The organism is Acinetobacter sp. WCHA55 (genome assembly GCF_002165305.2).
Classification (GTDB): Bacteria; Pseudomonadota; Gammaproteobacteria; order Pseudomonadales; family Moraxellaceae; genus Acinetobacter.
Genome location: NZ_CP032286.1, coordinates 47,139 through 70,491, shown reverse-complemented (window position 1 = coordinate 70,491; position 23,353 = coordinate 47,139). Strand labels below are relative to the sequence as shown.

The window sequence follows — 23,353 nt, the reverse complement described above, 5'->3', positions numbered from 1 at the left end:
TTGCTATAAACCCTCGTCTTCATGTTAAAAACCATGTCGATATCAGCCGTTTATTTGTTTCAAAATTCAGCAATTAAGCCCCTACTTTTGTCTGTCCCTACTTGGATTGTCATCGAATCGGGGTATAGTCAGATTTAGAACAACGAGGGAATAATAATCATGATTCAACAAATTGATGCTCCACTACGTGAAGATGTCCGATTACTCGGTAACCTATTGGGTGAAACCCTCAAGGAGCATGCAGGACAAGATTTGTTTAATCAGGTCGAGCAAATTCGGGCCTTATCCAAAGGGGCACGGGATGGACAAGTTGAAGCTGAAAAACAGCTCGAACAACTGTTTTTAACCCTTGAAGATGATGAAATTCTGCCGCTGACGCGTGCCTTTACCCACTTTTTGAACTTTGCCAATATTGCGGAGCAATACCATGTGGTCCGTAGCCGTCGTCAAAGTGAGTTTGATGAGACCGCACCTTCTCCAAATCCGCTCGACCACCTCTTTACTAAATTTAAAAATAATGACATTTCAACTGATACGCTGTTCCAGCAAATCTGTGATTTAAATATTGAACTGGTTCTTACCGCTCACCCCACTGAAGTCAGCCGTCGCACCCTGATCCAAAAATATGATGGTATTAACGATGCCTTATTTAAAATGGATCAGCAAAAACTGACCCCTCGTGAGCGCCAAACAGTCCTTGAAGACTTAAAACAACTGATCTGTTCAGCGTGGCAGACCGATGAAATTCGTCAACACCGTCCAACCCCTGTCGATGAAGCAAAATGGGGCTTCACCACCATTGAGCAAACCTTATGGAATGCTGTCCCGAAGTTCATGCGTGAACTAGACGACATGGTGATTGAACACTGTGGCCAACGTCTGCCTTTACATGTGGCACCTGTACGTTTCGCTTCATGGATGGGTGGTGACCGTGACGGCAACCCGAATGTGACACACAACATTACTCAAGAAGTCCTGTGGCTATCACGCTGGAAAGCGGCTGATCTTTACTTACGTGACATTGAAGATTTGCGATGGGAACTGTCAATTCAAAGTTGTAGCAATGAACTGCGCCAAGCCTTAGGTCAAGACCATCCTGAACCGTACCGTGAATATTTACGCGATACCCGCGAACGTTTAAAAGCTACGCGCTATTGGCTCGCAGAAAAACTGCGCGGTGCCGATACCGATGACAGCTTGGTGATTAAAGCCAAAAATGAACTGCTGCAGCCTTTACTGCTGTGTTATCGCTCTTTGATTGCCAGCAACCTGCCTGAAATTGCAAATGGCAAATTGCTGGACTTTATCCATCGGGTGAACTGTTTCGGCATTGAACTACTAAAACTGGACATTCGCCAAGAGTCAGGACGTCATCGCCAAGCGATTTCAGCCATTACTGAATATTTGGGTCTGGGTAATTTTGAAACATGGACCGAACAAGCACGTCAAAACTTCTTATTGCAAGAGCTACAAAGCAAACGTCCACTGTTGCCGAAGCATTTAAATGAGCCTGCACAAAGCTTAATTGAACAACCTGAGGTACAAGAAGTATTTGCTACCATGCGTACTTTAGCGGCGCAGCCTCAAGAAAGTTTAGGTGCCTACATCATTTCGATGGCTGAATATCCAAGTGATGTGTTGGCAGTACTGCTTTTGCAAAAAGAAGCAGGCATCCAACACCCATTACGTGTGGTGCCATTGTTTGAAACATTGAAAGACTTAGATGGTGCTGCAGCCACCATGAATACCCTATTCAATATGCATTGGTATAAACAGCATATTCAGGGCAAACATGAAGTCATGATTGGCTATTCGGACTCGGCAAAAGATGCAGGCTTTATGTCAGCCAATTGGGCACAGTACCGTGCGCAAGAAGAATTAACCGCAATTGCGAAAACGCATGGCATACAACTCACACTATTTCATGGTCGTGGCGGTTCCATCAGCCGTGGCGGTGCGCCAACGCAACAAGCCCTGTTTTCACAGCCACCTGGCTCGATTTCAGGTGCAATTCGAGTCACTGAACAAGGTGAAATGATTCGCTTCAAGTTTGGCCTAGAAGGCATTGCGCTGCAAAACCTAGAGATTTATACCGCTGCCACTTTAGAAGCCACTTTACTGCCGCCGCCCGTCCCAAAACCTGAGTGGCGCGAGTTGATGCACAGTATGACCGATTTGTCAGTACAGGTATATCGTCAGACCGTGCGAGAAAACCCGCACTTCGTCAAGTACTTACGCACCGTCACGCCAGAGCTTGAACTGCAAATGTTACCGCTTGGCTCACGTCCAGCAAAACGTAAAGTCACTGGCGGCATTGAATCCTTACGTGCTATTCCTTGGGTATTTGCATGGACCCAGATTCGTTTGATGCTACCCGCTTGGCTGGGTACAGGCGCTGCAATTAATCAAGTAATTGATCAAGGACATAAAGCCACCTTAGATGAAATGCTGGTGGCTTGGCCGTATTTCCAAACCCTGATTGATATGTTGGAAATGGTGCTCTCGAAATCTGATGCTCATGTGGCGCTGTATTATGAGTCGCACCTGACCGATGATGAGGACTTGAAAGTACTCGGTGAACATCTGCGCCAACGCTTAAAATATGCGGTACAAACCCTCTTAGCGCTTAAAGGTGAGTCTAAGCTCCTCAGCAGTAACGAAGTTTTAGATCAGTCGATGAGAGTGCGCAAACCGTATTTATTGCCCCTGCATTTACTCCAAGCAGAGTTAATGAAACGTCGCCGCCGCTACCTAGAAGAGCGTCAGGAAACAAATACACCTGTAGATCATGCGCTTATGGTCAGTATCGCAGGCATTGCAGCGGGTCTTCGTAACACAGGGTAAAACTTTAAGCCCCCTCCATTTAAAGCACATCAGCATGATGTGCTTTTTTATTGACCGCATGGTCAAACCTTTTATAATTTTTTTTATCAATCTAATCATAAATATTTATGAATGAGCGATTGGCTAAACTTACCAATTAAACCTTGATTTATCATTATTTTTAAAGAAAGAAAGTTTTACCATGCGGTAAAAAGACCTGAAAAGTCATAAGATTAGTTTGAACAATTTTTTGTATCACTGATTAAATCTTCTAAAAAACAAGAGTATGATGTGCACAATTTATCTTTAGAGTGCTCAAAAAATGTCCAATTGGTTTCCCAAATGGCGCCCGTACGAAGGCACTATCGATGCACGCCCTGTTGGCACAAGTGAATATCTCCCTGCTTCACAAAGTGCAATTTTAGGTGTGCAGCATGCCTTTGCCATGTTTGGAGCAACGGTTCTTGCACCTTTCTTGATGGGCTTCGATCCCAACCTTGCCATTTTAATGTCAGGGATTTGTACCATCTTGTTCTTTATTATGACGGGTGGACGTGTTCCAAGTTATTTAGGTTCAAGTTTTGCCTTTATTGGGGTCGTGATTGCAGCAACGGGCTATACCGCCTCTGGCACAGGAGCACTCAATACAAATTTAGCCATGGCGGGCGGGGGTATTATTGCCTGCGGCGTGCTCTATACATTGTTTGGCTTTATGGTTATGGCAACAGGTACCAAGTGGATTGAAAAACTGATGCCACCTGTAGTGACAGGTGCTGTAGTCATGATCATTGGTCTAAACCTTGCACCAGTGACGGTCAAAGGCGTTGCGGGCAATGCCTTTAATATGTGGATGGCACTGGTTACTGTATTATGTATGGGCTCGATTGCAGTCTTTACCCGTGGCTTATTGCAACGCCTATTATTATTAATTGGTTTGTTACTGTCTTACTTGGTCTATTTCATCGTGACCAATGTCATGGGCTATGGCACAGCCATTAATTTTGCACCCATTCAACAAGCCGCTTGGTTTGGTTTACCAACTTTCCATGCGCCTGAATTTAATGCCAATGCCATGATGATCATTGCACCGATTGCGTTAATTTTGGTGGCAGAAAACCTTGGTCACATTAAAGCTGTAAGTGCGATGACCGGTGAAAACCTTGATCCGCACATTGGTAAAGCATTTGTTGCGGATGGTGTAGCAACGACATTAGCAGGCGGTGTCGGCGCTCCAGGCATGACCACCTATGGTGAAAACATTGGGGTCATGGCGGTCACACGAGTGTATTCGACCATCATTTTTGCCATTGCAGGTGTCTTTGCCATTTTCTTGGGCCTGTCGCCGAAGTTTGGTGCCATCATCCATACCATTCCGACCGCCATTTTAACCGGTGCGTCAATTGTGGTGTTTGGTTTGATTACCATCGCAGGTGCAAAAATCTGGATTGAGAACAAAGTTGATTTTTCACAGAACAAGAACCTGATGGTCGCTGCAGTCACCATCATTTTAGGTACAGGTGATTTTGCCTTACAAATTGGTAGCTTTAACCTAGGTGGTATTGGTACTGCAACCTTTGCAGCATTGTTCTTGAACTGGTTCTTCAGCCTAGGGCAAAAAGATTAACCTGCTTTATCTTTTGAGTGTTCATTTTTGATCGCAGCCTTCGGGCTGCTTTTTTTTGGTCGAATACTCTGACTCTGATTACACACACCACTACGCTAAAAGGATGTCTCAAAACACAAAAAGGACTAAGATAAAGCAACATTTTCCGCTTTGACCCTGCCATGCGCCTTGATTTTTTTGATCTGCAATTGTTTATCAATATCCTGAGTACAGGCAGTTTGACCAAAGGTGCAGAACGTTCCGCCATTTCGTTACAGGCCGCCAGTGAACGGATTAAAAAATTAGAACAGCATTTTGAAGTCAGTTTATTTACCCGCCATGCAACCGGGGTGAAAGCGACCCTTGCTGGACAAACCTTTGCGGAACATGTGCAGCACTTACTGCAACAACAGCAGCAATTACAACAGGCCATGTTGCCCTTTGCCCACAGTGCAACGAGCAACATTATATTGTGGTGCAACTCGTCGGCGCAGAGTGAGTACTTACCGCATCTATTGCCACAGTATTTAATGGAAAATCCGAAGCTCCATATTGACTTAAAAGAAGCTGAAACCAATGACATCATTCAGGCCCTCAGTACAGGCACTGCACAGTTGGGGCTGATCTCCGGTTTTTTTGATGTGGGACAGCTTGAAACTCAAGAGTTTGCCGAAGACCCTTTGGTATTGATCTGCCCGAGCCAGCATTCACTTGCCACTGCGGCTCAACTGGAACTGGGTGAATTACTGCAACATCCTTTTGTGGGCCTTATGCAATATCACTCCTTACAACAGTCCATAGAAGCGCAAGCCAAACGCTTAGGCTGTGACATCCACTATCGTCTACGGGTCCCGAACTTTGCCGCGATCGCCCAAGTCGTTGCCAATGGCGTAGGCATTGCAATTATTCCAAAACGGGCAGCCCTGCGTTTAAAAGCGCAGTATGACTTTCAGCAGATTGAACTCTTAGGCAAATGGGCCAACCGCAAGTTGCTGTTGGCAGCACGGTGTTTTGATCAACTCCCTGCAGATTACCAACGCTTTAGTCAATTCCTCTTGAGCCAACATGATCAACTCATGCTGCATTAAAGCCAGCCCAATTGATGTAAAACCATATAACTGCCAAATAGCACTAGGCCCACAAAGAACACCTTACGAAAGGCTTGCTCAGGGATGCGGTAGCGAATTTTAGTGCCCAACCACATTCCAAGCAATGCAGGAAGCAGTGCGATCAACGACAGTTGATAGTCAATTGGGGTGTCTTCAACAGGATTTAGATGTAAATACATGGCCAGACACAAAGTTGAAACGGTAAATGCAAGGCCAAGCGATTGTACCAAATCATCCCGCTTTAAATGCAAAGACTGCAAATACGGCACCACGGGAATCACCACCACTCCTGTAGCCACCGTCAAAGCACCGCCCAAATAGCCCATGATCGGTGATAAATATTTTTCATACGGGGCTAAGTTGGGCATGTTTTTGGCAAACAAACCATATAGACCATAAATGGCCAGCATCCCGCCCAACAGCGCTTCACTTTGAAATTCGCCATGTCCAAGTGTAGGAAAAATACTCCAAACTGAACCAAGGATCATGCCCACAAGCAACGGCCAAAAGCGTTGTACCAGTCGCAGTACACGCCCTTCTGCAAACAATTGCCAAAAGTTCGTGACCATGGAAGGGATAATCAGCAAAGTTGCCGCTTGAAACGGACTAATCACCAAAGATAAAAGTCCCATCGACACGGCGGGCAAGCCTAGGCCAATGGTGCCCTTAATCATACCTGCGACAGCAAAAACAAAAATAACAAAAGCAAGCATGACACTTCTCTCTAAACACTTAGCGCCATGCTATAAAATTTAAATCTGGGCTCATATCACTGTTTTTAGAAGTAAGCCTCAATTAAAGATTGAGGCTTACTGGAAAGCATGCTCTGGACTTAACTGTTATTGAATCCAAATATAGGGCTGTGTGATTCCACTTAGTATTTGAAATTTAGGCTGAAGCGGAAAGTACGTGGATCGCCCCAATTCACCAATTGCGCATTTGGCGTGGTTCCGACTAAATACTCTTTATCAAACAGGTTTTTTACGCTGAATTTTGCGCCCCAATTTTTCGCTTCATAACCTGCACTGACATCGTAGAGTGTATAACTCGATAGTGGCACATAAGAAGTCCCGCGTTGCGCTGTACGCTCGCCTTGATAATTCGCACTGGCACCAATATTCCAGCCCAGTTGATCACCACCAAAGAAATATTGAGTTGATAAAGAGGCCGCATTTTTAGGCACATGGTTAATTCGCTTGCCAATATCACTGCTGGTTTCACTTTCAGTAATTTTGGCTGTAGGAATATAACTATAGGTTGCGGTCAGGTTCCATTGATCCGTCAAAGCTGCGGATAACTCTGTTTCATAACCCTTGGTCTTTTGCTCGCCAATTTGTACAGAATAATCACCTGTTGTATCCGTCTCGGTTACGTTTTGACGGGTTAAATCATAATAAGCTACATAACCTTGCAGTCTTTGATTCAGCCCTTGGAACTTCACACCAACTTCATATTGTTCCCCTTCTTCTGGGTCCAGCAGCGTACCATCTGCACCAGCATCACTCACAGGAAAGAAAGAGGTTGCATAACTCACGTAAGGGGCAAACATATCATTAATCTGATACATCAAAGATGCATTACCCGTAAAGGCATTATCTGAATTTTTTGATTTCGTATCATTGAAAAGATCATCGACCTCTACTTGAGTCCAGTCATGACGACCTGATAAGCCCACGATCCAATGATCATCAATTTTAAAATTATTACGTAGATATACACCCATATATTGGGTATCGGTAATTTGATGAGCAATTGTTGTTGTTGCTTTTGGAATCGCAGTGTAAACAGGATTATTGGCATTAAAAGATGACAAACTATTGCGACGGCGTTCATAATCACTACGCTCATGCATCATGTCCAAACCGATCATCAAATCATATTGTGTTTTGCCCCAATCGAAATGACGCGACAGATTATGATCTAGTGCAAAATTCACATCGTCTTTAATCTGTCTTTCCACCGTCCGTTTGATGGTCGGTAATGTATTATTACTCCCCGCCAATACAGGATTATTATCTGCATCGGTTGTAGTGACTGCAAAATTTTGCTTAAAGGTCCAGCCATTATCAAAATAATGTGCATAGTTCGAACCTAAGCGCAAAACATCAACCGTATTGCTTAAATTCGGCGCGCCAAAAAACAAACTCGGTGAATAATTTTTATAAGCGCCATTGCTATAGGGAACCCCTTGCTGGCGAATAAAATCCCGATGCTGATAGCTGGCAATCACAGACAGTTCGTCTTTTTCGCCTAAATCAAAATTATAAGAGGGCGCAATATAATAATTTTTATAATAAACATAATCTGTTGGATCGTCCTGATCAGAGGCATGACCCACCACACGAAACGCCCCTTTTTCGCTGTCATTTGGTGCATAGTTGATATCAAATGTGCCATCTACAAAAGCATTACTGCCATAGCTCACACTACCCCGAGAAAAAGTTTCAGATTCAGGACGTTTGGTGGTTAAGTTAACTAAGCCGCCCGGTAAGGCAAAGCCAAAACCAGTCGATGTCGGCCCTTTCACCACCTCAATTGACTGTAAACTACTGATGTCTTCTGAACGTAGGGCATTATCAGAAGTTTGAATACGCAAGCCATCGACATAGGTCTGTGCACTGGAAACCTGCCCACGAATAATAAAGTCATCCCAACCACGGCGACCATACTGTCCTGCAGTGACTCCCGCTACGCCCTGCAAAGCTTCAGACAGTGTTTTTGCTTGTTTCTGTTCGAGTTGTTTTTCACTAATCACGCTGATTGATTGTGCTGTTTCAAACAGCGGTGCATCAGAACGTAGCACGGCTGAGGCCGTTTTGGCTGCATATGCCGCTTTTTCATCTGCGTCTTGGGCTTCAAATTGCAAAGTCGGTAAAACTTGGGATGATGCTGTTTCCTGTGTCTCGCCCTGAGCAAACGCTGCTGTAGTCATCACGGCCAAAATGGATAAGCTCAAAGAAGAAATATGAAAACGCATAACATCGATCAACAGACAGAAAGAATGCCAATTATAATCATTTTCATTTGTAAGCCTATTTATTAATAAAATTTAACAATGAATTTAATTGTTAAACATCATTAACATTATTAATAAGCACTTTAATGACTCAGCCTTCGCTTTCATCCACAGGATCGGTTTTATACTGGTCTTCGAGCACATTACTGAAAATACTTTCAATCATCCAGACACGATACAAACTATTAAAGACATAACATTGCCCATCCACGCGCAGTTCAATCACGGGAAAATCAGGCTGGGACTTCATTTCACAGAGCATGTCATTTTCTTGAAGCTTGGCTTCTACATCTTCGGTGATCAATGCTGTGATTTCCAATTCTTGCATCAGTTGATCAAAATGCGACTTAAAGGATACATCTTTGCCTTGGGTCCAAACGGCTTTCAATATCCGATACATAGCATCAATGCGCTGCTCTTCAGGCACGCTATAAAATAACTGCGCCATCGCCAAAGTGCCCGCTTGCGTCGGGCGGCAAAACGGTGTGAATTTGATTTCTGCACGTTTGGATAAACGCGTTGCCAAACTCCAATCAAATCCGTCTCGACCATGATAGCTGAGCGGGTAGACATTGAGCTGAATATTATAATAGTCGGCCAGTTCTTCTTTAATATAAGCCAATAACAACCATGAAATTGGATCTTCCAGCGCAACATATAAATCTAACTCTGGATCGAGCGCCTGAATTTCATTTAACTCTTCAGCATCACTAATCAAATGCTCACGCCAATCAATATGATTGATCAAGAAAATGGGGTTATCGGTAAATAATTTTTGTTGTTTTAAACGGCGCGTTAAACGCAGCAGATCATCGACGGCATGATACTGACGGTCACCGAGCTGGAAGTAACTGGCCAGTACCGCATCATCATTAAAAATACGTTCTGGAAAATGTTGCTCTTGATGGTGACGGCTGGCCATCGCATATAAGGTGCGCAGCTTACCCTCTTGTTTTTGCCACAGCATGTGAAACACATCTTCCAACAAATACAAAAAATCCTGTCCTCGCAGCGGGGTATGTCGCAAGATAGTTTCCGCTTGGCTCAGCGCCTCTGAACTAGGTTGTTCTGGCGTTTCATGAAAGCTAAAACGGTGCTGACGCGACAGAATTTTGGCATCATTTAAACAATAAGTTTGCCACTCCAAAGCCGACATTTGGTTCGGAGGTTCAGCAGCCCGACTGGAAATCACCACCTTCAATGGTTTCAGTTCGTCCGCTAAAATTTCTTCAATTTGTGGTAACTGCTGAACCGCTAAATAGCTATATACATCGTCGAGGCGTAAATGAATACTCAAGCCTTGTTCTGTAGATACGACCGTTTGACGAATCGGTTTTTGGTAAAACCAACGCGATCGAATCGGATCGAACCATCGACGCAACAGTGACATGAGCAAAGCCTCTACATTAAACCCTTGAAAGTACTACAAGGGTTTATATCAATTCACAGCAAAATGATCAATTAGACATCTAAATTTAGATCAGTTACCGCGCCTTTTTCTGCGCCAGTGGTCAGTTTTGCAAACTTGGCCAAGGCCCCATAACGATAATTCGGCTGCGGTTTCACCCAAGCCACTTGACGTGCGGCGATCTCTTCTGCCGAAACATGCCACGTCATTTCGCGGGTTTCTGCATTGATTGAGATTTTATCGCCATTTTGCACTAAACCAATTGGCCCACCTTCATAGGCTTCTGGGGTGACATGTCCAATGACAAAACCATGACTGCCGCCAGAGAAACGACCATCCGTGATCAGGGCCACAGATTTACCGAGACCTTTACCAATAATCGCTGAGGTCGGTTTCAGCATTTCTGGCATGCCCGGTCCGCCTTTAGGCCCTTCTCCACGAATCACCACCACTTCACCCGCTTGAACTTCGCCGTCTAAAATGCCGCGCATCGCACCGATTTCACCTTCAAAGACACGCGCGGGCCCTTCAAAGTACAGGCCTTCTTTACCCGTGATTTTAGCCACAGCACCTGTTGGAGATAGGTTACCTTTAAGCACCACCAAGTGAGAGTCTTTTTTAATAGGCGCGTCGAATGGTAAAATAATCTGCTGGCCTTCAGGGTAATCTTCCACCTCCGCCAAATTTTCTGCCAAGGTCTTGCCCGTTACCGTTAAACATGAACCATCGAGCATGCCAGCATCCAGCATGCGTTTCATCAACGGTTGAATTCCCCCAATCGCAATCAGCTCAGACATCAAATATTTACCAGATGGGCGTACATCTGCCACTACGGGAATATCTTGCCCGATACGAACAAAATCATCCAAACTCAGTTCAACCCCAGCAGTATGTGCCATTGCCAGTAAGTGCAGCACACCATTGGTCGAACCACCCAAGGCTATTAGCACTTTAATCGAGTTTTCAAATGCAGCCTTAGTCATAATGTCGCGTGGCTTCAAGTCCAAGCGTAGCAAATTCATCACTGCTTCGCCTGCCTTTTGACAGTCAATCCGCTTGTCATCAGAAACCGCTTCTTGTGCAGAGGAGCCCGGCAAACTCATGCCCAAAGCTTCAATCGCAGAAGCCATCGAATTTGCAGTGTACATGCCACCACATGAACCTGGCCCCGGCAGTGCCACTTCTTCAATCTGTTTGACTTGAATGGCACTGATTTCACCTTTGGCATGCTGACCCACAGCTTCAAAGACTGAAATCATGTCAGTATGCCCTGCGCCCGGCTTGATTGTCCCGCCATAGACAAACAAACCTGGACGGTTTAAACGGGCTAAGCCCATGATACAACCTGGCATATTTTTGTCACAACCACCAATGGCAATCACCCCATCATAGGCTTGACACCCCACCACAGCTTCTATCGAATCAGCAATAATTTCACGGCTCAGCAATGAATACTTCATGCCTTCGGTACCGTTAGAAATACCATCTGAAATGGTGATGGTATTAAAAATAATGCCTTTGCCGCCAGCTTGATTGACCCCTTTCTCAGCCTCACGCGCCAGTTCATTAATATGCATATTACACGGCGTGACATTGGCCCACGTAGACGCAATACCGACAAAGGGACGGGTAAAGTCGGAATCTTTAAAGCCTGTTGCACGCATCATGGAACGTGCAGGCGCATTTTCAATGCCCTCATAAACAGGGGCTGAATGTTCGCGGATATTGTCTTTACTCATTGTATTTGTCCTTAGCGATGGCTGCGTATTGCTCTACAGTCTTGGCAATTTTTTCTGTTTTTATTGTATAGAAAGCAGGCTACACATGAAAGCGACTCGCTGGGTATTACATGAAACCATTTATTGTTGTTTACCCAAATCAGGTCACCTGATGAAGCGATATGGATGTCGCTGTTTCAATGTATGGCAAGGATGCCATATCAGGGAAACAAAGGCGTTTTGTTACCTTTATGCGGTCAAAAGTAAAACCTCGTCTATGCAATAAAAGTGCAAATCGTACTGTAAAATGTGGCTGCGCTATTTTCATCCATCCATAAAAAAGCACCCCAAATGGAGTGCTCTTTTTAATCATTCAAAGACTAGCGATTAAATTTCACGTACTGCACCTTTCGATGCACTGGTGGTATGCATTGCATACGCCTTTAATGCTTTAGACACTTTACGTGGACGCGGTTCAGCTGGCTGCCAGCCTTTGGCTTCTTGTGCTTCACGGCGCGCTGCCATGGTTGCATCATCTACGGCCAAGTGAATGCTACGGTTTGGAATATCAATCTCGATACGGTCACCATCTTCAACCAAACCAATCGCACCACCTTCAGCTGCTTCTGGCGAAACGTGACCAATAGATAGACCCGATGACCCACCAGAGAAACGACCATCAGTGAGTAAAGCACAATCTTTACCCAAACCTTTCGATTTTAAATAGCTGGTTGGATACAACATTTCTTGCATGCCTGGACCACCACGTGGACCTTCATAACGAATCACCACTACATCACCAGCGGTGATTTTGCCACCCAGAATCGCTTCTACCGCAGCATCTTGGCTTTCAAATACGCGCGCTGTACCGTTGAATTTCAAGATTGAATCATCTACGCCTGCTGTTTTGACAATACAACCATCCAACGCGATGTTGCCGTAAAGTACAGCTAAACCACCATCTTGAGAGAACGCATGTTCAGCATTACGAATCACACCGTTGTTACGGTCGCCATCCAAACGCGAGTAGTAACGGTCTTGTGAAAATGCGGTTTGTGTTGGTACGCCACCTGGTGCTGAACGGAAGAACTGATACACCTCTTCGTCTTCAGTGCGGATGATGTCCCATTTATCCAACGCATCTTTTAAGGTTTTTTCATGTACAGTCGGTACAGAAGTATCTAACAAGCCAGCACGGTCCAACTCACCCAAGATTGACATAATACCGCCTGCACGGTGAACATCTTCCATGTGCACATCTTGTTTTGCAGGGGCAACTTTACACAGTACAGGTACTTGACGTGATAAACGATCAATATCAGTCATGGTAAAGTCAACGTCTGCTTCATGCGCTGCCGCCAACAAGTGAAGAACTGTATTGGTTGAACCGCCCATTGAAATATCAAGGGTCATGGCATTTTCAAAAGCGGCTTTGGTGGCAATTGAACGTGGTAATAAGCTGTAATCGTTTTGTTCGTAATGGCGTTTAGTGATCTCAACGATCAATTGACCTGCTTTTTCAAATAATTTTTTACGATTTGCATGTGTCGCTAAAGTTGAGCCATTACCTGGAAGTGAAAGACCCAAAGCTTCGGTTAAACAGTTCATTGAGTTCGCGGTGAACATGCCTGAGCATGAACCGCAAGTTGGACATGCAGAACGTTCGTATTCAGCCACTTCTTCATCGGTGAAGCTGTCATCTGCTGCCACAATCATGGCATCGACCAAGTCAATCGCGTGTTCATTGCCACGGATTTTCACTTTACCCGCTTCCATTGGACCGCCAGAGACAAACACCACTGGAATATTCAGACGCATAGACGCCATCAACATGCCTGGTGTAATTTTGTCACAGTTTGAAATACAGACCATAGCATCGGCACAGTGTGCATTGACCATGTATTCTACTGAATCGGCAATCAAATCACGTGATGGCAATGAATACAGCATGCCGTCATGTCCCATTGCAATCCCATCATCAACGGCAATGGTGTTGAATTCTTTCGCCACACCACCTACAGCTTCAATTTGACGTGCCACCAGTTGACCTAAGTCTTTTAAATGAACGTGACCCGGTACAAATTGAGTGAATGAGTTGACTACCGCAATAATCGGCTTACCAAAGTCTTCGTCTTTCATCCCCGTTGCGCGCCATAAGCCACGCGCACCCGCCATGTTTCTTCCGTGTGTTGATGTTTTTGAACGATAGTCAGGCATTGTACTTTTCCAACATAGTTGTGCTTGAGATGAATGTCCACATTCACTCTGGCTAAAATCTGAGTTCTGAGAGTGTCAAACTGTCAAAAATTTAAACATAGTATATTCACATTCTGCGTAAATCTCGTTTTGAGGCATCTCGACCTAAAATACGGACGGCAGTATGTTTGCGCGCTACATTTTAACCGATGAGCTGACATTCAATTGCATATGGAAACTACTATAACCCGTTCAATCGCCTTGCAATACAAAACTTCTATGAATAATTTTTAAATTTTGCATGAGTTTTATTTATATGAAATACAAATTTTGAGCGATATGCCATTAAGGATCCTTTCACTATTTTTTGAATAAAACTCTCGTACATGATCCAGTTAGAACTGCTCTATCGGCTTTTTATGCAGGATAAATCTGTAGTTGCTCGAGTTTTGCTATAATTGTTTTAATCTTCTCCTTTTTTCCGAGTATTTCTTGAAAATCATCTTTGCAGGCACACCCGAATTTGCGGCTGTGGCCTTAGACGCTCTCCTAAAAACAGAACATGAAATTGTAGCCGTCTATACACAACCTGACCGTAAAGCAGGTCGTGGGCAGAAACTTACCGCTTCAGCCGTGAAGCAGTTGGCTTTAGCGCATAATATTCCTGTGTATCAACCGCTGCATTTTAAGTCCTCAACTGAAGAAGGTTTAGCGGCTCAGGCTGAATTGAAAGCCTTAAATGCAGATGTCATGGTAGTGGCGGCTTATGGCCTGATTTTGCCGCAAGTGGTTCTGGATACGCCTAAATATGGCTGTTTAAACATTCACGGTTCGCTGTTACCACGCTGGCGGGGTGCAGCACCTATTCAACGTGCAATTTCTACTGGAGATACCGAAACTGGGGTCACCATTATGAAAATGGCCGCAGGCTTGGATACGGGCGATATGATGTATAAAACCTACTGCCCAATTGAAGCCACGGATACCTCTGCAAGCTTGCATGACAAATTGGCACAACAAGGGGCCGAAGCGACGGTCAAGGTTTTAGCCTCTGAAAGCACATTGCAGCACTATTTAGATAACCGTGAAGTGCAAGATGAAGCTCTGACAGTGTATGCACACAAACTCTCTAAAGCTGAAGCACAAATTGATTGGACTTCAACAGCGGTGCAAATCGACCGCAATATTCGCGCATTTAACCCATGGCCTGTCGCATTTATCGCACTGGATGAAAGCAATAATCTACGCGTTTGGGGTTCGATGTTGTCTCAAGAAAATGCCCAAGCTCAAGCTGTAGGCACCATTTTAGCCATTGATAAAAACGGTGTTCATGTCGCTTGTGGCGATGAACACGCGGTGTGTTTAAGCTCTCTGCAATGGCCAGGCGGTAAACCCTTAAATGCCGTACAAATTTTACAAACCCAAAAACTGAATATTGGACAAATTTTATAATGAAACAATCTCTCCACGCCTCAGGTAAGACGCTAAACTTACGTGCTCAGGTTGTTAAAACATTGTTGGCTGTCCAAAATGGTCAATCATTGGCGTCGGTGCTTCAGCAACACATGGCGATTGTGTCTGACAAAGATCGTGCCTTGTACCATGAATTAGTTCTTGGCTGTTTACGCCAATGGCATGCGCTTAAACAAGTGACTTTACCGTTGTTGACTAAGCCATTGGAAAATCAAGTCGTTGAAACCTGTTTATATGTGGGTTTATACCAATTGCTGTGTACCCGTGTTGCAGCGCATGCTGCAATTTCTGAAACTGTAGAAGCAGCCAAACAATTGGGTATGGAAAGCTTAAGTGGTGTAGTGAATGCTATTTTGCGCCGTGCAACACGTGAAACTGAACAGTTCTATGAAGTGCTCGAACAAGCCTCGAATCTGCCAAGTTGGTTAGCGAAGCGTTTGAAAAAGGACTGGGGTGAACAACTAGCTGAAATCAGCTATGAGCTGAAACAAGTTGCGCCCTTAACCTTGCGCGTTAACACCTTACAAGTTAGCCGTGATGAATATCTTGAAATTTTAGAAGATGAAGGCATTGAAGCACACGCGTGTGAACTTTCGAATGTGGGTATTGTGCTGGATGAAAGTCTACATATCCCAAGCCTACCGGGTTTTGAAGTAGGTGGTTTTTCAGTACAAGATGAACATGCTCAACTCTGTGCAACCTTGTTACCTGACTTAAACGGCAAATTCGTCATTGATGCCTGTGCAGCACCTGGCGGCAAGACAGCGCATATTTTAGAGAAGTATCAGCCGAAAAAACTGATTGCGCTCGACCAAGATGAAAAACGTTTAAAACGTGTGTCTGAAAACTTAGAGCGTTTGGCTTTAAGCGAAGAGCCTGTGGAAATTATCACTGCCGATGCAGTGAAATGGACGTCGCCTGAACTGGCAGATTGTATTGTCCTCGATGCACCCTGTTCTGCCATTGGAGTGATTCGTCGCCATCCCGATATTCGTTTACTGCGTCAGTCGAGTGATATTGCCAAAACGGTACAGCTGCAAAAGCAAATTCTTGAAAATATGTGGCAACAGCTCAAAGTGGGCGGCACATTGTTATACATCACCTGCTCGATTTTAAAAGCAGAAAATGAACAGCAAATGGTCGACTTCTTTGCCCAGCATTCTGATGCCAAAGAAATTAAAATTGATGCCGATTGGGGGATTGAGCAGGTTCATGGTCGCCAACTACTCCCACAGGTAGGGCGTGGCGATGGTTTTTATTATTGTCGTATTGAAAAGATTTAAAAATTAAAGGAGCTGAAAGGCTCCTTTTTTCATGTGTGTACTGATTGCAGTTACTGCAATTTTTCTAAAAAGCGAACTGCGTTAAGTTAAAGTGTGCCACAGTTTTCAGATAAATAAGTGGCTTGATCCATCAACCGTTCTGCTGAAGCAAAAATCTCACGCGAATGATGCCAACCTAATTCACGGTATTCAGCAGCCGCCCAAACCAAATTCACTTCAGCTTGTGCAAGTTCTTTATAAGCACACTGAAATCCAGTCTGTGTTTTTATGGTTGCGACACGCGTCCATAAGTCACGGCGCATCAGTTGGGAAAACGGTAGTATTGGTGTTTCTACACTTAACGTTGCACGCTGATCCGCATATACAATGTCTAAGACCTGCTGATAGATCAGATCAATATTTTGACGCTTCGCTTTTTCACTATATTCATGGTCAGCATAACTCAGCCATGTTCGTGCTTTTTCTAATTGGTACTTGTCCCGTACGTCCGTCGCTCGCTCAAATGCAGTGTGTAATTGCTCATGCACCTGTTGCTGCGAAACTCGATAACTTGAACTAACAGGACCCTCTGTAGCATGCGCCACTACAGTACCTAAAGCCAGAAGCGACAACACATGTTTAGTATGGTGTTTCAACATTATTTAGGCTCCAAGGCTTTATTGACTGAAGGCTTATTTTTGTTAAATAAGTTTTCGTCAAATTTGAAGCGGAAACGGAAATATGCACCATCCATCGTTGTATCACTATCGATCAGATCTTTATCTTGATAACCTACAAAGTTATATCCACCTGAAACCCAAAGGTTTGAGGCTAGTAGATAACCCACTTCAACCCCTGCCATCAACTTGGTTCCATCCGAAACACTGTTCCACATCACGCCAGCATTCACCCCTGCATCCCAACGCTCATTAATGTCGTACATAAAACGGCTGTTGAGCATTTGAGTCATACCACTGGTTTGCAATAAATCATAGGTTTCATCCAAATATTTAACCGCATATTGCCCTGATACATGTACCGAACGTGTTGGATGATAATTCATATGATGAGACATGATGTAAACATTGCGCTCATATGGATCATTCAGACTTGTTTCATTTTTCTCGTAGCGATATTCAATTTTGCTCAAGGAGTCAAAACGATTGGTTGCCAAATCACGATATGCTGCACCGAGCTGAACACGGTCAATCACGCGATCACCAGAATCTGCAGACTTATTGTCCGTAATATTCAAGACATTTTTAGCCAATAAAGTCACTTCGTCTGAATACTTGTACGCTGTACCTAAAGTATTTAAATAGCTATCACTTTGATTAGACCAGCGCCCTTCTATACGTGCCACATTTTTCCAACGTGGATTGGAAAGGTGTTCAAAGCCCAAAGTCGCAGCAGTGGACTCTAGTGAATCTTTATTTTCACCTTCAAAGACTTTTACTTTTTCAAAACTGGTATTAAAGAATAGACCCTCTTTAAGTTGCCAACGGTTACGCACACCCATCGCGGCTTCAGCTTCACGAGCACTCATACCATCACGTACACGGTATTCACTAAACACTGAACCATCACGCATATATTCACTGTCTAAACCAAAAACGGTCGTATTACGTTTTTGCGTGTCGTTCAGCTCATATAATCCGCCTATACTTGAAATGAACTCATGGCGCGCATAGGCATGAATATTTTTATAAACTTGTGCATCACCACCTACAGCAAATACACGGCGGTCACTATCCGCGATGTCTTGTTCATATTCAAGGAAAGCACTTGAACCATCAAAAGGAAGTGCAGTTTTTAATTTAGCGCGCACAGTGGTGCCATCATATGGCGTTTCAACATTCTGGGTGGAAGCACTGGCTGCATTGGCTGACTCATTATAATAACGTGCACCCAGCTCTAAACTTACAATACGGTTAATCGCTTTCTCAATCGAAGCGCTCACGCCATGGCGAACACCTTCATTCACGCTATCTTCAGTTCTGACCGCTTCAACACGTAAAATACCAAACTGATCTAAACGTGCATTCAGTTTGACTGCACTTTCTTTGCGCCCTGAACTGATTGAAGACGCTGCATTACGGAAACCTTCATCTGCTTGTTGATGGTAAGCACGTAAATCGACCTTGTCATTTTTGTATTCCAATTCAACACGTGCTGCTGTGCCATCACCCGAGGTGTCTGTACTATTTGATGCATTCACATCAGTCAATTGGTCAAGGTTCAGGGCATCGTGGTCAGAATATGCATATTCTGCAATCAGTTTGGTCTTATCGTTCCAATGAATGACGGTATTAGCACTGGCAATTTTCTCTTGATCCATTGGATCATCATTTTGCACATAAGAACCACCCACTGTCACTTTATCATTGAGCTTATAACGGCCATTCACACCAGCAACGGTATATTCCTGTCCCCCTTGATCCGACTCTACCGTAATCCGTAGATAAACAGGATTCAGGTTTTCATCAATACTGCTCAATGGTGAGGTCAGGTAAATACTGTTGGTATAGGTATCTACTTGGTAGTCGCTGAAGCGATTTAAAGTACGCTGCGCAATAATCAAACCTGGATTGTTACGATCACGAACAATCACTTCCACCTTTTCACTATTTTCTAAAATATCGTCAGTATCGATACCTAAAGAATATGGGCCAGAAACCCCCATTGCACGTAATTCATTCACGATTTGCGTTGCATTGGTTCGTGCTGCGAAGCCCGAAACTTGGTAACGATCCCCTTCAACAGTTGACTTTAGACCTGTCAATGAACGGCTGTATTGCCCCAATGAAAGCCCTTCGTCATTTTCAGTACGTGTAACATAGTCCCCATACATGGCATAAGAACGGCCCTTATCCACGCGTACATACAGTTTACTGGTGGACTGCGCATCAAACCCTTTTGCCGATGCATCACCATACACGGGGTAATATTCATCTGGGCGAATATCACGGAATAGACGCTGATTATTTTCTTTACTTGAGTCATAAGCCAAAGTCAGTAAATAATCCCCACGTACCTTGCCTTTCAGGAACAAGGCTGCACGACCACGAATCGCAGTTTCACCATCGCCTGAACTGGACAAATCATTCAGTTCTTCTTCGAAGCCATCTTGTGTTGAGCTTTGCGATAAATTTTTTGGGTCAAATTTGTTCAATGCAAATGAACCTTCGATAATCCCCGCAACCAACATTGGTCGTAATTCTGCTAAAAAGTGAACTGGAACAGTCTGCTCATAAATACCACTACGAATACGTAGCACACCTGAACCCGCTTCTAATGGTGCAAGAACTGGGATAACCAGTGAGCCACCTTCAGCAAAAACTTGAATACCCGGTTTATCTGGATCTAAATCTTTGAGTTGAATCGTTCCCACCGATGTTTCTATCGTGATAGGGGTACGTGTTGCAACAGCCGTACCATTACGGTCAAGCACCTTAACAACAACTTGATAAACGTCTTTGCCATTGGCATACACCACTTGTTCAACAGGCTGCGTAGCCAATTGACTCATCGCATCAGGTGCGATCACTGTCACTTGCTGTTGGTCACGTAAATTGCCAAAGCTGTCGTACTGGCGAACTGCGACTGTATTTTTACCTGCAAGCAACGGCACACCAATAAAGTCTAAACCTGCAACACCATGCTCCTGATAAGCTGCTTTTTTACCAATACGTTTTTCAGAAATTTGCTCATCATTCACAAATAAACGGATGTCAGTTCCTAAAGCACCTTTCACCTGAATGGTTGCTTGTTGAGCAGGTAGTACTTGCTGTTCATTTAAGTTCAAAATTGCAAGTTGGTTCGACTCAGAACGTTGTAGTTCCTGTTCTAAATCTAATATCGTTGGTGTTTTAACGGGTTCAACTTGAACCGTTTTAACCTCTTTAATCTGTTCTTTTTTATATTCAATATTACAGTTTGCCGAAGCCCCTGAAGCACTAATACAACCACTTGCTGGCTGACCTTGAACATCAGTCACATAACTGCTCAGTGGATCTACCGTTAAGTCCTGACGTAAGGTTTGTTCAAGTGCATCCAGTTGCGCATCTATTTTACTACGGCGTGCATCAATTTGTGTGGCCAAAGCTTGACTACATTCGCCTGCGGTATCTGCAATCGCGAAATCGGCACGGTGCAATTCACCACGTTTTAGGTCCACAAATCGGCTGGCTGGATCACCCGCTTGACGGTTACTAATCAGTACCAATTCGGCATTATTTGGTAAAGTAGTATTGTCAACTTTTAGCACATGCGTAATGGGTTTAATGCCATAGAAGTTATATTTCCCTTCACGGTCAGTGACCACAAAGTTCCCATCTTCCATGTAAATACGAACGCCTGGTACGCCCAGCTCACCTGCATCTTGTACCCCATTGCGGTTACAGTCGGTAAAGACTTTACCCACCACAAAACCATCTGGACTAAATACTCCCGGTGTCACTTTGACTGCCGCTTGCGCTTCATTTGATGTGGTATTTTTATTGTCCTGCGCATAAACGCGGTTAATCCCATCGCCACTTAAAGCATTTGGCCCGACATACACACGGTATTGAACTTTCGCTTCTTGTTTCGGTGTCAGTGTCCCTAAGCCTAAAGTTAAATAAGGACCTTTGCCACCCTGAGGGTCGTTACTCTTTTGACCATTGACCCGTGTAGTGCCTGACACATACACAAAGCCACGTGGCAAAGTATCTTTCATATTGACGTCATACAGTGTTGAATCACCCATATTGGCAACCGTCACCATATAATCTTTAAAGTCACCAATCTCAGCTGTTTTATCGCCCACCACTTCTTTTTTAATGACCAATTTGTCATTGATTGGCGTCACAATATCAACTGGGTCGATTGGGATATCAATATTAAGTGCAGCATCACCTGTTTTTAAAGTGAAGTTTCCGCCATAAGACCATGACGCATCAACCACACGCTGATCAAAATTATTATAAATGGTTTTATCACTGGTAAATTTATAGCGGGTTCCACCTGCAATCGTAGAGGTGTCGATATATAAGCTATAAGTACCGTTTTCGACATAAGGGTAAATAAACTCACCATCACTATTGGTGACCTGCTTTGCAGGAATAACAACTTTGTCCCCTGTGGTTTCATCTAGTTTATAAGCAACATTTTCAGCAGGTTTACCATTGGCATCCAATAGCGTCACGGTTGCACCCGCAACAGGTTGATTGGTTTTGGCATCAAAAACCACGCCATATGGATCAATGAGTACATTGGTGTCCACATCACTGATACTGGTTGTGGAGTTCCCATTTTCATCCAAGCAATCCGTTAAGCTAACAACCACTTGATCGCGCTTAATCGTTTGTAGAATTTGATCATTCTGTTTTGCTGTCGCAGACTCCTGCGTAGGTAATGAAAAACGGAATATGCCTGTGTTGATGCCTGTTTCAACACCCTGTACATATTCAATATCACCGGTTTTCATCGATTGAACTTTGATTTTAACTTTATCTACACTGCTGCGCGTGGCATTACACATGGCGCTATTTGCAGCAATATACAACGGCTTAGTTAAACTGCCAGTCGCTAAAATATTAGAATAATCTTTGCTGTTATTCGTGATGGAAGAGCGCCCACCCACCGTGGTGACCACTTCATTCGACAGCGTCTTTTTAATATTTGAGACTAGGCCGTGCTCTACACTAAACACATTGGAAACCGAAGTATGGTTAATATTCGAGTTCATCGTCACAACCAGTTCGACCGTTTCAGTCGCATTGGCTGCTAACGCTTGCGGATAAGCCACCACTAAAGTATTAATAAGTGATTTATCGTTCGGGATCTGCTGGGTAAATTTATCTTGACCTAATGGGTATAGCACTAAAGCTTTTGAGTTAGTTGCTTTTGCTGATTTAAACGTAGTATTGGCTGGTAACTCGTCCAATAACACCACAGCATTAATGGTTTGACCATCCACTTCAATTGGCTTAGTACCCGAATTACGCGTAGATGTATTTTTTACGTTTAAGGTATAAGTTAAATCGTAAGACTGACCAGCTTTTGGTTCGAAACTACTTTTATCGACAGCTTTGGTTGCCGTTAACTGAGGTAAAAAACTAATTAAGCCATTAACAGCATCTGCAATAGCTGCTGGATCTTGAATAACATATGCACGAAGTGGTAAATCAACTTGTTGACTATCATTTAAAGAGCTCGATGAATCAGCGATGACCCATAGGTCAACTTTTTGACCACTTTCTAAACTCAAATGCCCTGTCACCAATAAGTCTGAACGATCAAACTCGCCATTTTGATTACTGTCGACATAAATTTTTATATTGGATAATTCTGGAACCGAATTTTTATCAATTGCAATATCGGCTTGTGTATTACTGTGATTGGTTAAAGTGTTTAACCAAATAACTTTTGCACCCGCATTAATTTCCTGACGAGCTGGTGAAGTTAAACTAATGACATATAAGGGATTAATCGTGACTTGAACAGTATTGGAAACGGCCTGACCAATCAAACCGTCCTTTTGTACAAAACTTGCATATGCAGTATTGGTGATATTTTGCCCAGCAGCAGGCATCATAGCATAAGCATGATTTACCAAAGCCATAGCGGTTGCTAAGCTTGAGAAAATGAGCTTGATCTTATGATTATATAGCGGCTGAACTCGTTTAATCACGAAAATACCCCAATACCAAGTAAAACAAGGTTAAGGGATAGGCATTTTGACAATGCCTATCCACAAAAATAG

12 protein-coding genes are annotated in these 23,353 nt (G+C 43.8%); 5 read left to right on the top strand and 7 right to left on the bottom strand.

The window, feature by feature from the left end:
- Window positions 1–159 precede the first annotated feature (159 nt).
- The 3 genes from ppc to CDG62_RS03095 all read left to right on the top strand — a co-directional run bounded on the left by ppc (window position 160) and on the right by CDG62_RS03095 (window position 5,514).
- Window positions 160–2,844 (top strand): phosphoenolpyruvate carboxylase, encoded by a 2,685-nt coding sequence (gene ppc / locus CDG62_RS03105; RefSeq protein ID WP_087526610.1) that lies wholly within the window; start codon window positions 160–162, stop codon window positions 2,842–2,844.
- Between the two features lie 301 nt (window positions 2,845–3,145).
- Window positions 3,146–4,447 (top strand): solute carrier family 23 protein, encoded by a 1,302-nt coding sequence (locus CDG62_RS03100; RefSeq protein ID WP_087526609.1) that lies wholly within the window; start codon window positions 3,146–3,148, stop codon window positions 4,445–4,447.
- Window positions 4,448–4,608: 161 nt separating this feature from the next.
- The gene (locus tag CDG62_RS03095; RefSeq protein ID WP_087526608.1) at window positions 4,609–5,514 is read left to right on the top strand and encodes a LysR family transcriptional regulator; all 906 of its coding nucleotides are present in this window, start codon (window positions 4,609–4,611) and stop codon (window positions 5,512–5,514) included.
- Here the strand turns inward: CDG62_RS03095 and CDG62_RS03090 are convergent.
- The 5 genes from CDG62_RS03090 to ilvD (CDG62_RS03070) form a co-directional block, all read right to left on the bottom strand.
- The gene (locus CDG62_RS03090; protein WP_087526607.1) at window positions 5,511–6,248 is read right to left on the bottom strand and encodes a sulfite exporter TauE/SafE family protein; all 738 of its coding nucleotides are present in this window, start codon (window positions 6,246–6,248) and stop codon (window positions 5,511–5,513) included. The two genes, CDG62_RS03095 and CDG62_RS03090, sit on opposite strands and share 4 nt — an antisense overlap.
- A 161-nt stretch (window positions 6,249–6,409) precedes the next feature.
- Window positions 6,410–8,512 (bottom strand): TonB-dependent siderophore receptor, encoded by a 2,103-nt coding sequence (locus CDG62_RS03085; RefSeq protein WP_087526606.1) that lies wholly within the window; start codon window positions 8,510–8,512, stop codon window positions 6,410–6,412.
- 130 nt (window positions 8,513–8,642) lie between these two features.
- The gene (locus CDG62_RS03080; protein ID WP_087526605.1) at window positions 8,643–9,941 is read right to left on the bottom strand and encodes a hypothetical protein; all 1,299 of its coding nucleotides are present in this window, start codon (window positions 9,939–9,941) and stop codon (window positions 8,643–8,645) included.
- Window positions 9,942–10,012: 71 nt separating this feature from the next.
- A complete protein-coding gene (ilvD, locus tag CDG62_RS03075; protein WP_087526604.1) occupies window positions 10,013–11,698 on the bottom strand; it encodes a dihydroxy-acid dehydratase in 1,686 nt (561 codons plus the stop codon).
- 366 nt (window positions 11,699–12,064) lie between these two features.
- Window positions 12,065–13,894: a dihydroxy-acid dehydratase gene (gene ilvD, locus CDG62_RS03070; protein ID WP_087526603.1), complete on the bottom strand. Its 1,830-nt coding sequence runs from the start codon at window positions 13,892–13,894 to the stop codon at window positions 12,065–12,067.
- 471 nt (window positions 13,895–14,365) lie between these two features.
- On the opposite strand from ilvD (CDG62_RS03070), the gene fmt reads away from it, so the two are divergent.
- Entirely contained in the window at window positions 14,366–15,325 is a 960-nt protein-coding gene (gene fmt / locus CDG62_RS03065; RefSeq protein ID WP_087526602.1) for a methionyl-tRNA formyltransferase, read from the top strand.
- On the top strand, window positions 15,325–16,629 hold the full coding sequence (gene rsmB / locus CDG62_RS03060) for a 16S rRNA (cytosine(967)-C(5))-methyltransferase RsmB (protein WP_087526601.1): 1,305 nt from the start codon (window positions 15,325–15,327) through the stop codon (window positions 16,627–16,629). The genes fmt and rsmB overlap by 1 nt, the downstream gene beginning before the upstream one ends.
- Window positions 16,630–16,715: 86 nt before the next feature.
- Here the strand turns inward: rsmB and CDG62_RS03055 are convergent, their stop codons facing one another.
- A complete protein-coding gene (locus CDG62_RS03055; protein WP_087526600.1) occupies window positions 16,716–17,267 on the bottom strand; it encodes a hypothetical protein in 552 nt (183 codons plus the stop codon).
- A complete protein-coding gene (locus CDG62_RS03050) occupies window positions 17,267–23,281 on the bottom strand; it encodes an SdrD B-like domain-containing protein (protein ID WP_228254417.1) in 6,015 nt (2,004 codons plus the stop codon). The genes CDG62_RS03055 and CDG62_RS03050 overlap by 1 nt, the downstream gene beginning before the upstream one ends.
- Window positions 23,282–23,353 lie beyond the last annotated feature (72 nt).

Excerpts from the sequence above, each read along its gene's own strand:
- CDG62_RS03080 (WP_087526605.1), bottom strand. The coding sequence starts at position 9,941 with ATGTCACTGTTGCGTCGATGGTTCGATCCGATTCGATCGCGTTGGTTT.
- CDG62_RS03055 (WP_087526600.1), bottom strand. The coding sequence starts at position 17,267 with ATGTTGAAACACCATACTAAACATGTGTTGTCGCTTCTGGCTTTAGGT.
- CDG62_RS03085 (WP_087526606.1), bottom strand. The coding sequence starts at position 8,512 with ATGCGTTTTCATATTTCTTCTTTGAGCTTATCCATTTTGGCCGTGATG.
- CDG62_RS03095 (WP_087526608.1), top strand. The coding sequence starts at position 4,609 with ATGCGCCTTGATTTTTTTGATCTGCAATTGTTTATCAATATCCTGAGT.
- rsmB (WP_087526601.1), top strand. The coding sequence starts at position 15,325 with ATGAAACAATCTCTCCACGCCTCAGGTAAGACGCTAAACTTACGTGCT.
- ilvD (WP_087526604.1), bottom strand. The coding sequence starts at position 11,698 with ATGAGTAAAGACAATATCCGCGAACATTCAGCCCCTGTTTATGAGGGC.
- CDG62_RS03100 (WP_087526609.1), top strand. The coding sequence starts at position 3,146 with ATGTCCAATTGGTTTCCCAAATGGCGCCCGTACGAAGGCACTATCGAT.
- CDG62_RS03090 (WP_087526607.1), bottom strand. The coding sequence starts at position 6,248 with ATGCTTGCTTTTGTTATTTTTGTTTTTGCTGTCGCAGGTATGATTAAG.
- ppc (WP_087526610.1), top strand. The coding sequence starts at position 160 with ATGATTCAACAAATTGATGCTCCACTACGTGAAGATGTCCGATTACTC.
- ilvD (WP_087526603.1), bottom strand. The coding sequence starts at position 13,894 with ATGCCTGACTATCGTTCAAAAACATCAACACACGGAAGAAACATGGCG.